General features: G+C 41.5%; 16 protein-coding genes. All 16 read left to right on the top strand.

Annotated features, from left to right (window positions below):
* Positions 1 to 119 precede the first annotated feature (119 nt).
* The 16 genes from mobT to DWX43_RS01385 all read left to right on the top strand — a co-directional run bounded on the left by mobT (position 120) and on the right by DWX43_RS01385 (position 11,840).
* Positions 120 to 1,316: a MobT family relaxase gene (mobT, locus tag DWX43_RS01460; RefSeq protein ID WP_003062030.1), complete on the top strand. Its 1,197-nt coding sequence runs from the start codon at positions 120 to 122 to the stop codon at positions 1,314 to 1,316.
* A gap of 13 nt (positions 1,317 to 1,329) precedes the next feature.
* Positions 1,330 to 1,464 (top strand): DUF3789 domain-containing protein, encoded by a 135-nt coding sequence (locus tag DWX43_RS01455; RefSeq protein WP_003061156.1) that lies wholly within the window; start codon positions 1,330 to 1,332, stop codon positions 1,462 to 1,464.
* A 1-nt stretch (position 1,465) separates the two neighbouring features.
* Entirely contained in the window at positions 1,466 to 1,687 is a 222-nt protein-coding gene (locus DWX43_RS01450; protein WP_003060793.1) for a hypothetical protein, read from the top strand.
* A gap of 67 nt (positions 1,688 to 1,754) precedes the next feature.
* The gene (locus tag DWX43_RS01445) at positions 1,755 to 2,174 is read left to right on the top strand and encodes a nuclear transport factor 2 family protein (protein WP_003060053.1); all 420 of its coding nucleotides are present in this window, start codon (positions 1,755 to 1,757) and stop codon (positions 2,172 to 2,174) included.
* A gap of 90 nt (positions 2,175 to 2,264) precedes the next feature.
* Positions 2,265 to 2,561 carry a hypothetical protein gene (locus DWX43_RS01440; RefSeq protein ID WP_008687105.1) on the top strand — a complete coding sequence of 99 codons (297 nt, stop codon included), beginning with the start codon at positions 2,265 to 2,267 and terminating at the stop codon, positions 2,559 to 2,561.
* Positions 2,480 to 2,983 carry an antirestriction protein ArdA gene (locus DWX43_RS01435; RefSeq protein ID WP_003062492.1) on the top strand — a complete coding sequence of 168 codons (504 nt, stop codon included), beginning with the start codon at positions 2,480 to 2,482 and terminating at the stop codon, positions 2,981 to 2,983. Before DWX43_RS01440 ends, DWX43_RS01435 begins: the two co-directional genes overlap by 82 nt.
* Before the next feature lie 17 nt (positions 2,984 to 3,000).
* Positions 3,001 to 3,504: an antirestriction protein ArdA gene (locus DWX43_RS01430; protein ID WP_002323345.1), complete on the top strand. Its 504-nt coding sequence runs from the start codon at positions 3,001 to 3,003 to the stop codon at positions 3,502 to 3,504.
* A gap of 107 nt (positions 3,505 to 3,611) precedes the next feature.
* Entirely contained in the window at positions 3,612 to 4,010 is a 399-nt protein-coding gene (locus DWX43_RS01425) for a conjugal transfer protein (protein WP_003061368.1), read from the top strand.
* Positions 3,988 to 6,438 (top strand): ATP-binding protein, encoded by a 2,451-nt coding sequence (locus DWX43_RS01420; protein ID WP_003060327.1) that lies wholly within the window; start codon positions 3,988 to 3,990, stop codon positions 6,436 to 6,438. Before DWX43_RS01425 ends, DWX43_RS01420 begins: the two co-directional genes overlap by 23 nt.
* Positions 6,438 to 8,648: an MFS transporter gene (locus tag DWX43_RS01415; RefSeq protein ID WP_003060083.1), complete on the top strand. Its 2,211-nt coding sequence runs from the start codon at positions 6,438 to 6,440 to the stop codon at positions 8,646 to 8,648. The genes DWX43_RS01420 and DWX43_RS01415 overlap by 1 nt, the downstream gene beginning before the upstream one ends.
* Complete coding sequence (locus DWX43_RS01410; RefSeq protein WP_003059774.1) at positions 8,645 to 9,652, top strand: bifunctional lysozyme/C40 family peptidase; 1,008 nt, start codon at positions 8,645 to 8,647, stop codon at positions 9,650 to 9,652. Before DWX43_RS01415 ends, DWX43_RS01410 begins: the two co-directional genes overlap by 4 nt.
* A 16-nt stretch (positions 9,653 to 9,668) precedes the next feature.
* A complete protein-coding gene (locus tag DWX43_RS01405) occupies positions 9,669 to 10,580 on the top strand; it encodes a conjugal transfer protein (protein WP_003062215.1) in 912 nt (303 codons plus the stop codon).
* A 144-nt stretch (positions 10,581 to 10,724) separates the two neighbouring features.
* Complete coding sequence (locus tag DWX43_RS01400) at positions 10,725 to 11,039, top strand: DUF6442 family protein (protein ID WP_003061887.1); 315 nt, start codon at positions 10,725 to 10,727, stop codon at positions 11,037 to 11,039.
* Position 11,040: 1 nt separating this feature from the next.
* Positions 11,041 to 11,250 (top strand): helix-turn-helix transcriptional regulator, encoded by a 210-nt coding sequence (locus DWX43_RS01395; protein ID WP_007286202.1) that lies wholly within the window; start codon positions 11,041 to 11,043, stop codon positions 11,248 to 11,250.
* Between the two features lie 14 nt (positions 11,251 to 11,264).
* Positions 11,265 to 11,594 carry a DUF3784 domain-containing protein gene (locus tag DWX43_RS01390; protein WP_003061243.1) on the top strand — a complete coding sequence of 110 codons (330 nt, stop codon included), beginning with the start codon at positions 11,265 to 11,267 and terminating at the stop codon, positions 11,592 to 11,594.
* 15 nt (positions 11,595 to 11,609) lie between these two features.
* On the top strand, positions 11,610 to 11,840 hold the full coding sequence (locus tag DWX43_RS01385; RefSeq protein WP_003060191.1) for a hypothetical protein: 231 nt from the start codon (positions 11,610 to 11,612) through the stop codon (positions 11,838 to 11,840).
* Positions 11,841 to 11,951: the final 111 nt, after the last annotated feature.

Genomic DNA, 11,951 nt, shown 5'->3' with positions numbered 1-11,951 from the left:
CGTTTGCAAATAGACAATAGACAAAAAACATAGGAAACATAAGGCTTCTGGCATGGTTTTCTAGCAAAAATCGGCTGTGAAGTCGCCTTAAAAAACTTCACACTTTACAGATTGGGGGTATGGTTCTGAATGAAGAACAACGGATAAAAGAATTACGGGAGAAACGGATTGCTTACGGTATCTCACAAGGCAGGCTGGCGGTGGCTTCTGGTATCACAAGGGAATATTTCAACAAGATAGAAAGTGGAAAAATGAAGCCGTCAAAGGAACTTCTGGAAACTCTGCATAAGGAACTGGCAAGGTTCAATCCAGAAGTACCGCTTACCATGCTGTTTGATTATGTGAAAATTCGTTTTCCCACGCTGGATATACAGCACATCATCAAAGATATATTAAAACTGAATATCAATTATATGCTCCATGAAGATTACGGACATTACAGTTATACGGAGCATTATTCTTTAGGGGACATCTTTATCTATACGTCGGCTGACGAAGAAAAAGGTGTCCTTTTAGAGTTAAAGGGGCGTGGTTGCCGACAGTTTGAAAGTTACCTGCTGGCACAACAAAGAAGTTGGTATGACTTTCTCATGGACGCACTCATAGACGGTGGCGTGATGAAGCGTATCGACCTTGCTATCAACGACCATACGGGTATTTTGGATATTCCAGAGCTTGCGGAAAAATGCAGGAAACGGGAATATATCGGAAAGTCCAGAAGTTATAAGTTTTATCAGTCGGGCGAGCTTATCAAGCATAGAGAGGACGACAGAGAATATATGGGACGCACCCTTTATCTTGGTTCGCTAAAATCAGATGTGTATTTCTGTATCTATGAAAAGGACTATGAGCAGTACGTCAAGTTAGGGACACCGCTGGAAGAAGCCGACATTATCAACCGTTTTGAGATACGGCTTAGAAATGAACGTGCCTATTATGCAGTACGAGATTTGCTGACCTATTATGACGCAGAGCAGACTGCCTTTTCTATCATCAACCAGTATGTGCGGTTTGTTGATGAAGAAGCAGACAAGCGAAAAAATGACTGGAAACTCAATGACCGCTGGGCGTGGTTTATCGGCGATAACAGACAGAGCTTGAAGCTGACGACAAAGCCAGAGCCTTACACCTTAGACCGTACATTGCGGTGGGTACAACGGCAGGTAGCACCGACCTTGAAAATGCTGAAAAGGATTGATAAGGGAAACGGAACAGACTACATGAAAACTATCGAACAGCAGGCAAAGCTCACAGAAAAGCATGAAATGATAATCAAACAGCAGACGACCCCTGCAAAAGATTTAGTAGAAAGTTAGGAGTGATGAAAAAATGTGGGAATTATTGAAAGACTTCCTGCTGGTATCTGTTGGAACGGGTATCGGCGTAGCCTTGATGTGTATTTTAAGTGTTGGCAAAGGAGCTGACTATGAAATGAAGAAATTAAAAGAAAGCGAGGACAAATAACATGAATTTCGGGCAAAATTTGTATCAATGGTTTTTAAGCAACGCACAGAGCTTAGTGCTTATGTCGATTGTGGTTATCGGTATCTACTTAGGGTTCAAGCGTGAGTTTTCAAAACTTATCGGTTTCTTGGTAGTTGCCTTGATTGCTGTCGGCTTGGTATTCAATGCTGGCGGTGTGAAAGATGTACTGTTAGAGCTGTTCAATAAGATTATCGGTGCATAAAATTTTATTGTGGGGCTGATGTATGGGTGCTATAATGTGAAAAAAGAAGTAATCGAGGTGTTCTATTTTGAATGAGAGAGAAAAAATTATTCGTTTATGGTTTGATATGTGGTTGAAACAGCAAGACTTAGGAATAGATAAAATTTTTACAGAAGATGTTGTTTATACGGAAAGCTGGTGTCCTAAATATGAAAATCTTAAAACAGTAAAACATTGGTTTAATGAATGGAATACTCGTGGTAAAGTCATTATTTGGGATATTAAACAGTTCTTTCATAAAGAAAATCAAACTGTCGTAGAATGGTATTTTAAAAATGAAATGAATACGGGAAGCGTTGAAGAATTTGACGGTATTTCCTTAATTGAATGGACAGAAGATAACAAAATCAAATCATTAAAAGAATATGGTTGCAATCTGAATAACTATAATCCATATCAACACAGCGATAACCCTCAATTTAGAGATGAAAAAACAAACTGGTTTTAAAACTTAATCAAATTATATCCATATACATAAAGCAGTTAGTCTTAGGATTGACTGCTTTTTTCTTACCTAAAATCAGATTGGAGTGATGAAATGAGCGATATTTTTAAGGATATGCAGGCAAACGTCGGCTGTGATTATATTTCTAACCTGCCCTCTTACAAGCGTAAAGTGTGGCATGAAATGAAGCGATTACCGCTTACGAATTATGATATAAAACAGTTAGAAGATTTTTCAAAGTATGTGTTTGGTATGTCGTACCAGAGCTTAAAAGATGTGATGAAGCAACAGAAAGGACGTGAGGAACAATGCAGGAAACAAGGGTGCTGGTGGAAACGAGAGGAACAACTGGCGAAGAAACAATATCATACTGGTTCGACCTGCCGATAGATGTTGCCGAGTTTGAAGAAAAGTTAGGTATCGGTGCAGAAAGTGGGGATTATCGTATTATCGAAAAGGTGTTGCCTTATGCTGATGAAGTCCACGAACACACCAGCGTGTACCAGCTCAACGAATTAGATTTTATGTACCGCCAGCTTTCAAGTGATATGCAGGAAGAATATGTATCACTACTTACGGTGTTTGAAAATTTAGAAGCACTTTATATTTGCAGGAACGTGATTATTGTTTATCCCGACTGTAAAAGCATGATAGATGTTGCAAGGCAAAAGCTGATGAACGACCCGATGTTCAAGCATTTATCCGAGGACTGTCAAGAATACTACTTTGACTTTGAAGCCTACGCTTCTCACTTGCAGGAACACGGGAAATTTTTAGTAACAGAACACGGTATCTTTGAACTGCCAGAGTAGGAAATGAGGTGGTGCTTATGATTGATGATATGGCGGTTTATATTGCTAATCTTGGCAAATACAATGAGGGCTATTTAGTCGGTGCTTGGTTCACGTTCCCCATTGACGAGGAAGATGTGAAAGAAAAAATCGGCTTGAATGAACAGTATGAGGAATACGCTATCCATGATACCGACAACTTTCCCATTGCGATTGGCGAGTATGTTTCCATTGAAGAACTCAATGAGATGTATGAAATGATAGAGGAACTTCCCGACTATATTGTAGAGTGTCTGGACGAATTTATCAGCCACTATGGGACGCTGGAAGAAGTCGTGGAACATAAGGACGATATTTACTATTATCCCGACTGTGAAACCATGACAGATGTTGCCTACTACTACATAGACGAATTGCAGGCACTTGGGGACATTCCACCCAGCTTACAGAATTACATTGACTATGAAGCCTACGGGCGAGATTTGGATATGGGCGGTTGCTTTATTGAAACAAGCCGAGGTATGTGCGAGATACCATATTAACGCTGGAAGATCAGCGACAAGCATTGTTGCTACTGACAGCGTATTTCTCTTTAAGGGACAGTCTGAAAATGGCTGTCCTTTTCTATTTTGAAAGGAGCTGAAAGAACTTGAAAAAGATTAAAAGCTACACGGGTATCTGGAACGTGGAAAAAGTCTTGTATGCAATCAATGACTTTAACTTACCCTTTCCCGTTACTTTTACACAGATTACATGGTTTGTGATTACGGAATTTATCATCATTCTGTTTGGGGATATTCCCCCACTTTCCATGATTGAGGGAGCATTTCTCAAATACTTTGGTATTCCCGTTGCTCTCACTTGGTTCATGTCGCAGAAAACCTTTGACGGAAAGAAGCCGTACAGCTTTTTGAAATCACAGATAACCTATGCCCTGCGACCAAAAATCACTTATGCAGGAAAAGCCGTAAAACTGCATAAGCAGATATTGAATGAAACAATCACGGCAGTAAGGAGTGTGAACTATGTTCCCGATAAAATATATTGACAATAACCTTGTCTGGAACAAGGACAATGAGGTGTTCGCCTACTATGAGCTGATACCATACAACTATTCTTTTCTATCCGCAGAGCAGAAATTTATCGTGCATGACAGTTTCCGACAGCTTATCGCACAGTCCCGTGAGGGTAAAATTCATGCGTTGCAGATTGCCACAGAAAGCTCAATCCGCAGTATGCAGGAACAGTCAAAGAAGCTGGTAACTGGAAAATTAAAGGAAGTTGCCTGCCAGAAGATAGACGAACAGACCGAAGCGTTAGTATCTATGATTGGGGACAATCAAGTGGACTACCGCTTTTTTCTTGGCTTTAAGCTCATGGTTACGGAAGAACAGCTCAATCTGAAGAACATCAAAAAATCGGTGTGGCTGACGTTCACAGAATTTCTCCATGAAGTGAACCACACGCTGATGAATGATTTTGTTTCCATGCCGAATGATGAAATCAACCGTTACATAAAAATGGAAAAGTTACTGGAAAATAAAATCTCCCGTCGCTTTAAGGTGCGTCGCTTGGAAATCCATGATTTTGGGTATCTCATGGAACATCTTTACGGCAGGGACGGTATCGCTTATGAAGATTATGAGTACCAGCTACCAAAGAAAAAATTGAACAAAGAGACGCTGATAAAATACTACGACCTTATCCGTCCGACAAGGTGTGTGATTGAGGAAAGCCAGCGGTATTTACGATTGGAACATGAGGACAAGGAAAGCTATGTGTCCTATTTTACCGTCAATGCGATTGTAGGAGAGCTTGATTTTCCGTCGTCTGAAATCTTCTATTTCCAGCAACAGCAATTCACATTCCCCGTTGATACGAGCATGAATGTAGAAATCGTGGAAAATCGGAAAGCATTAACGACCGTCCGCAACAAGAAAAAGGAACTGAAAGACCTTGATAATCACGCCTATCAAGCAGGAAGTGAAACCAGCTCAAATGTGGTGGACGCTTTAGACAGCGTGGACGAGCTGGAAACTGATTTAGACCAGACAAAAGAAAGTATGTATAAGTTAAGCTACGTCATACGGGTGTCTGCACCCGATCTTGACGAGCTGAAACGCCGTTGTGATGAAGTCAAGGACTTTTACGACGACCTCAATGTAAAGCTGGTGCGTCCTGCTGGGGATATGCTGGGGCTTCATTCTGAATTTTTACCAGCCAGCAAGCGATATATCAATGACTATGTGCAGTATGTAAAATCAGATTTTTTAGCTGGGCTTGGCTTTGGTGCGACACAGCAGTTAGGAGAAACTACGGGTATCTATATGGGCTATTCTGTTGATACGGGAAGAAATGTGTACCTGCAACCGTCCCTTGCCAGTCAAGGTGTAAAAGGTACAGTTACCAACGCTTTAGCGTCTGCTTTTGTCGGTTCGCTTGGCGGTGGGAAATCGTTCTGTAACAATCTTCTGGTATATTATGCGGTGCTGTTTGGCGGTCAAGCACTTCTGTTAGACCCTAAAAGTGAGCGTGGTAACTGGAAAGAAACGCTCCCAGAGATTGCACATGAAATCAATATCGTAAATCTTACCAGCGATAAGGACAATGCAGGGCTTCTTGACCCGTTTGTGATTATGAAGAATGTAAAAGACGCTGAAAGTCTGGCAATCGACATCTTAACATTCCTTACGGGTATTTCTTCAAGGGACGGCGAAAAATTCCCCGTACTTCGTAAGGCAGTACGCTCCGTTACCCAGAGCGACAGTCGGGGCTTGCTCCATGTGATAGACGAGCTACGCCGTGAAGATACGCCCATATCAAGAAATATCGCAGACCATATCGACAGCTTCACGGACTACGACTTTGCACACCTGCTGTTTTCAGACGGTACGGTAGAAAATGCTATCAGTCTGGATAATCAGCTCAATATCATTCAAGTAGCCGACCTTGTACTGCCAGATAAAGATACCACTTTTGAAGAATACACGACCATTGAATTGTTGTCTGTGTCTATGCTGATTGTGATTAGTACCTTTGCCCTTGATTTTATCCATTCGGACAGAAGCATTTTTAAGATTGTCGATTTAGACGAAGCGTGGGCGTTCTTAAATGTGGCACAAGGAGAAACCTTATCAAATAAGCTGGTTCGTGCTGGGCGAGCTATGCAGGCAGGCGTTTATTTCGTTACCCAGTCTGCCTATGACGTGTCAAAGGAAAGTCTGAAAAACAATATCGGCTTAAAGTTTGCATTTAGAAGCACGGATATAAACGAGATAAAGCAGACCTTAGAGTTTTTCGGTATCGACAAGGACGATGAGAACAACCAGAAACGCTTGCGTGATTTGGAGAACGGACAATGCTTATTGCAGGACTTATACGGGCGTGTCGGTGTGGTGCAGATACACCCAGTCTTTGAAGAACTGCTACACGCCTTTGATACCAGACCGCCCGTACAGAGAAATGAGGTGGAGTGATGAAAGAAAGGATAAAAGGTGTGTTCACAAAAAAGAAGATTTTCCACTTTCTCAAAATGGCTCTGTTCGTGGTGGCACTCTCCCTTATCCTGCTTTCACTTTTGGGGACGGTGGCTCATGCGACGGGGCTTGTAGACGATACCATAAACGCAGAAAATCTTTATTCAAAATATCCCCTTTCCAACTACCAGCTTGATTTTTTCGTCGATAATAGCTGGTCGTGGCTTCCGTGGAACTGGCTCGACGGTATCGGAAAATCGGTACAATACGGGCTGTACTGCATTACCAACTTTGTCTGGACTATCAGTTTGTATTTGAGTAATGCAACGGGCTATGTGGTGCAGGAAGCCTATAAGCTGGACTTCATCAATGATATGGCAGACAGTATCGGAAAGAGCATACAGACCCTTGCAGGCGTTACCGAGAACGGCTTTTCTTCTACGGGCTTCTATGTTGGTTTCCTGCTTCTCATTATCTTAGTGGTGGGAATGTACGTTGCTTATACGGGACTGATAAAACGGGAAACCAGCAAAGCACTTCACGCTGTTATCAACTTTGTGGTGGTGTTCGTGCTGTCCGCTTCATTTATTGCTTATGCTCCCGACTATATCAAGAAGATAAATGAATTTTCATCAGACATCAGTACCGCTTCTTTGGATTTGGGAACAAAAATCATGCTCCCTAACTCCGACAGCGAGGGTAAGGACAGCGTGGACTTGATACGGGACAGCCTATTTTCTATTCAAGTGGAACAGCCGTGGCTCTTGCTTCAATTCGGGAACAGCAACGCAGAAGAAATCGGGACAGACCGTGTAGAAGCTCTCGTATCGGCAAGTCCAGAGGACGAGGACGGGAAAACCAGAGAGGAAGTCGTGAAAACAGAAATCGAGGACAACGACAATAACAATCTGACAATACCGCAGGTCGTGAACCGTTTGGGTATGGTGTTCTTCCTCTTGTTCTTTAACTTGGGTATCACGATATTTGTATTCTTGCTTACGGGCATGATGTTGTTCAGCCAGATACTTTTTATTATCTTTGCAATGTTTTTACCTATCAGTTTTTTACTTTCCATGATACCGAGCTATGAAAGCATGGCAAAGCAGGCAATCGTGAGAGTATTTAATACCATAATGACACGGGCAGGAATAACGCTCATTGTAACGGTGGCATTTAGTATTTCCAGTATGTTTTACAACATTTCCACAGACTACCCATTCTTTATGGTGGCGTTCTTGCAGATAGTATGTTTCGCTGGTATCTACATGAAGCTGGGCGACTTAATGAGTATGTTCTCACTTAATGCTGGCGACAGTCAAAGCATGGGACGACGCATATTCCGCAGACCGTATCTGTTTATGCGACATCGGGCTAGGCGTATGGAACACCGTATTGCAAGGGCGGTAAGTGCTGGCGGTATTTCGGGCGGTGTAGCTGGTGCGGTGGCTGGAAGTGCCGTTGCTGGCAAGAGAGCCGAAAGAAAAAATACGGCTTCTAAAGAAAATCGGGGCAATACCACTTCCAGCATGGGACAGCGTGCAGGTTCAAAAGTCGGTGCTGTTTTAGATACGAAAAATAAAGTGAAAGACAAGGCAAACGCTGTCAAAGAGAATATCAAGGATATGCCGACACAGACCGCTTATGCGGTGTATTCCGCAAAGGAAAAGGCAAAGTCCAGCGTGTCCGACTTCAAGCGTGGCATGGTGCAGGAACAGCAGTCCAGACAGACGGGACGCTTGGAAAAGCAGGAACAGCGTAAGAAAAATATCGCTGACAAACGTATGGAGCTTCAAAAGGCACAAGAAGCAAGGCAGGTACAGCGAAAGGCTGACGGATCAGCGACAACGGGAGCTACCCGTCCCCATGAGCGACCAGTCACAGCTTCAACCATTCCAAAGCCGAGTGTTGAAAAAATGCAGGAAGTCAAACGCCCAGCCACAGCTCCAACTCCGAAAGCAAGTGAGCCAGTCAAGACAAATGTTATCAAAGAGCGTCCGTTATCTTCTGGTGCTTCTGATAAGAAAGCACCCCAGCCTACACAGACAGTACATAGGCAGAATGTAGAAAAAGTGGTATCGCAGGAAACACGCCAGAATGACACCAAAGACCGCAGGATAAAGGTTCAGCAGACCCAGAGCGTCCAGAAGAACCAGCAGACCATAGAGAAAACCCGTAACCTTGTAACGAAGAAAGGACAGAAGAAAAAATGAAACTGAAACATATCGCTATCATTGGCAGTCTGTTTCCTATCCTCTTTTCTCTGGTGCTTTTCTTTGGCGTCCTCATTAGTGCGGACAGCGACGACGAGAACAGCAATTTTTCTTCTGGCATTACGGGTATGAACCTATCCGCAGAAGTCTTGAAACATCAGCCTATGGTAGAAAAATACGCCAGAGAAAACGGTATCTCCGAGTATGTCAATGTGTTACTTGCTATCATTCAAGTAGAAAGTGGCGGTACGGCAGAAGATGTTATGCAGAGTTCGGAAAGTCTTGGTTTACCGCCTAATTCCTTAGATACGGAAAGCTCAATCAAGCAGGGGTGTAAGTATTTTGCGTCCCTGCTTTCTTCCTGCAAAAATCAAGGTATCGACGACTTGAATGTAGCGATACAGTCTTATAACTATGGCGGTGGCTATGTGGGATATGTGGCAGGAAAAGGAAAAAAACACACTTTTAATCTTGCAGAGAGCTTCGCCCGTGAGAAATCGGGTGGAAAGAAAGTAACCTACACCAACCCGATAGCCGTTGCTAAGAATGGGGGCTGGCGGTATGGCTATGGAAATATGTTCTATGTGGAAGTAGTCAATCAGTATTTAGCAGTTCCGCAGGTATCGGGAGAACTGGCACAAAAGGTAATGAATGAAGCGTTGAAATATCAAGGCTGGAAGTATGTGTATGGTGGCAGTAACCCGAATACTTCCTTTGATTGTTCGGGATTGACGCAATGGTGCTATGGAAAAGCTGGTATCTCCTTACCGAGAACAGCACAAGCACAGTATGACGCAACCCAACATCTGCCACTCTCGCAGGCAAAAGCAGGCGATTTGGTGTTTTTCCATTCCACCTATAACGCTGGTTCGTATGTAACACACGTCGGTATTCTTGTTTCGCCGACACAGATGTACCACGCAGGCGACCCGATAGGATATGCAGACCTAAGTAGTAGTTACTGGCAACAGCACTTAATCGGTGCAGGACGAGTAAAACAATAGAAAGGACTTGAAAAATATGTTTAAGAAGAATAAGAAACAGACAGAAACTATCAAAGAACCAAAAGAAAAAAAGGTGCGTACTGTCAAGGTAGGCACACATAAGAAAACCGTGATTGCGTTGTGGGTGGTGCTTGTCGCAAGCGTGAGCTTTGGGGTGTATAAGAATTTTACGGCTATCGACCAGCACACCACCCATGAAAAAGAAATCATTGAACTTTGCTTGCAGGACACCAACGGGATAGAAAATTTCGTGAAAAACTTTGCGAAGTCCTATTACACATGGGATAACAGCAAAGAAGCTATCGAAGCAAGGACGCAGGCAATCAGCGGTTATCTGACAAAGGAATTGCAGGACTTAAATGTAGACACCATTAGAACCGATATACCGACCAGCTCCACGGTTACAGATGTGATTGTATGGCATATCGAGCAATCGGGAGCGGACACTTTTTCTGCTACCTACGAAGTAGATCAGCAGATAAAAGAGGGAGAACAGACAAGCAATGTGAAAGCAACCTATACTGTAAAAGTCTATGTGGACGCAGACGGGGATATGGTAATCGTTCAAAACCCTACCCTTGCACCAGCAGTTGAAAAATCAGACTATGAGCCTAAGACACCAGAAGCAGACGCAAGCGTGGACGCTGATACGGTAAATGACGCTACCGCTTTTCTGGAAACATTCTTTAAGCTGTACCCAACAGCGACGGAAAAAGAGCTTGCTTACTATGTATTGGGAAATGTGATTGAACCTATCGGCAGGGACTACCTTTATTCTGAACTGGTAAACCCTATCTTTATAAAGGACGGCGACAATGTGAAAGTCAAGGTTGCGGTAAAATTCATTGATAATCAGACAAAAGCGACGCAGGTATCGCAGTATGAGCTTGTGCTACATAAGGATAGTAACTGGAAGATTGTAGGATAAATGATATAGCGTGCATTTCCTATCAGATTTGCACGCTTTTACAAAACGACAAGAAAACTGTGCAAAAATATTGACTTGTAATGACCGAATGCTATAATATAAATGACAAGTGTACTTGGTATTATTTGAAGGGAGCGTTATATAATGGATAAAGAAAAAATACTATCACAAAACAAAAAAGAGAATCTATATCTTGATGAATACGAAAAACATATTAAACTTCAAGGGAAATCTTTTGGCTTAATGTTTGTTTTATTTATCTGCATTTTAATTCTTTTCATTAAAGCAGTTTGTAAAGAACCTTACTATGACATAATGACAATTATTGGGTCTGTGGCATTTGGCTCTATGGGTTATGAAGCACATATTTCAAAAAATAAATCCAAATTTGTTATTGCTTTATTCTTTTTTCTATTTATGGGGTATTACTTTTATAAATTTTTAATGGTAGGTTTATAGAATGGACGAACATTTAATTTTGCGAAACAGATTAAAAACTGTACGAAAAGAAAAAAAATTATCACAAACAGAATTAGCTGAACTAGTCGGGGTTTCTCGGAATACAGTTAGTTCTATTGAAACTGGACAATTTAATCCAACAGCAAAATTGGCATTAGTGCTTTGTATAGCTTTAGATAAAAAATTTGAAGAATTATTTTATTTTGATTAAAGGAGAGAACGATTATGGAATTAGAGGAATTGATTGTTGAAATAGTTATAGGATTGTTTTTACTTTTTACATCTTATCAAATAGGTATAAAAGAGAATATTACTTTATTACATGGTTATCATTATACACAACTTGACCCTAAAGATAAAAAGGTGTTTACAAAAAAAATAGGAATAGGCACTTTACTGGTTAGTATTGGTATTCTTGTTATGCCGATTATCAATTTAATCTCTCATTCTGAATTAGGCTATTACATAGGTCTTATTTTGATTGTTGTAGGAGTGTTTTATATCATATTCATCATTGTAAAATACAATGGAAAACTTATTAGCTTTAAAAAGTAGAATTGAGGTATGAATATGATAGGACTGAACAAAAGAGATATAAAAAAGGCATTGAAAGCTGGTGCAAAAGCTGGCGGTGTATCATTGGCTGATGTTCGGGCGGATATTGAAGCTACGATTGATGAAGCTATGAATAGCACCGACCCAGAGGTGCAGGCAAATTTCAAAAAGTATTTTGGGAATAAACGCCCTACACCAGAAGAATATATTTATATCATTACGAAAAAGACAAAGGCAAAATTATAATAAAAGGGTCGTGGAAATGCTTCACAAAATTGTGATCTGCATTATCACGGCTCTTTTACTCTCTGTTTACTTTCAAAACTGTAAGTGTAATTGAATACTGCCCTTGCTATA

Source organism: Clostridium sp. AF19-22AC (assembly GCF_003479085.1).
Taxonomy (GTDB): domain Bacteria; phylum Bacillota; class Clostridia; order Lachnospirales; family Lachnospiraceae; genus Faecalicatena_A; species Faecalicatena_A orotica.
Note: the sequence above shows the minus strand (reverse complement) of the source record. Positions and strands in the feature narration are given on the sequence as shown.

Coding starts and splice junctions, on each gene's coding strand:
- mobT (WP_003062030.1), top strand. CDS start 120: ATGGTTCTGAATGAAGAACAACGGATAAAAGAATTACGGGAGAAACGG.
- DWX43_RS01455 (WP_003061156.1), top strand. CDS start 1,330: ATGTGGGAATTATTGAAAGACTTCCTGCTGGTATCTGTTGGAACGGGT.
- DWX43_RS01450 (WP_003060793.1), top strand. CDS start 1,466: ATGAATTTCGGGCAAAATTTGTATCAATGGTTTTTAAGCAACGCACAG.
- DWX43_RS01440 (WP_008687105.1), top strand. CDS start 2,265: ATGAGCGATATTTTTAAGGATATGCAGGCAAACGTCGGCTGTGATTAT.
- DWX43_RS01435 (WP_003062492.1), top strand. CDS start 2,480: ATGCAGGAAACAAGGGTGCTGGTGGAAACGAGAGGAACAACTGGCGAA.
- DWX43_RS01430 (WP_002323345.1), top strand. CDS start 3,001: ATGATTGATGATATGGCGGTTTATATTGCTAATCTTGGCAAATACAAT.
- DWX43_RS01420 (WP_003060327.1), top strand. CDS start 3,988: ATGTTCCCGATAAAATATATTGACAATAACCTTGTCTGGAACAAGGAC.
- DWX43_RS01415 (WP_003060083.1), top strand. CDS start 6,438: ATGAAAGAAAGGATAAAAGGTGTGTTCACAAAAAAGAAGATTTTCCAC.
- DWX43_RS01410 (WP_003059774.1), top strand. CDS start 8,645: ATGAAACTGAAACATATCGCTATCATTGGCAGTCTGTTTCCTATCCTC.
- DWX43_RS01405 (WP_003062215.1), top strand. CDS start 9,669: ATGTTTAAGAAGAATAAGAAACAGACAGAAACTATCAAAGAACCAAAA.
- DWX43_RS01400 (WP_003061887.1), top strand. CDS start 10,725: ATGGATAAAGAAAAAATACTATCACAAAACAAAAAAGAGAATCTATAT.
- DWX43_RS01395 (WP_007286202.1), top strand. CDS start 11,041: ATGGACGAACATTTAATTTTGCGAAACAGATTAAAAACTGTACGAAAA.
- DWX43_RS01390 (WP_003061243.1), top strand. CDS start 11,265: ATGGAATTAGAGGAATTGATTGTTGAAATAGTTATAGGATTGTTTTTA.
- DWX43_RS01385 (WP_003060191.1), top strand. CDS start 11,610: ATGATAGGACTGAACAAAAGAGATATAAAAAAGGCATTGAAAGCTGGT.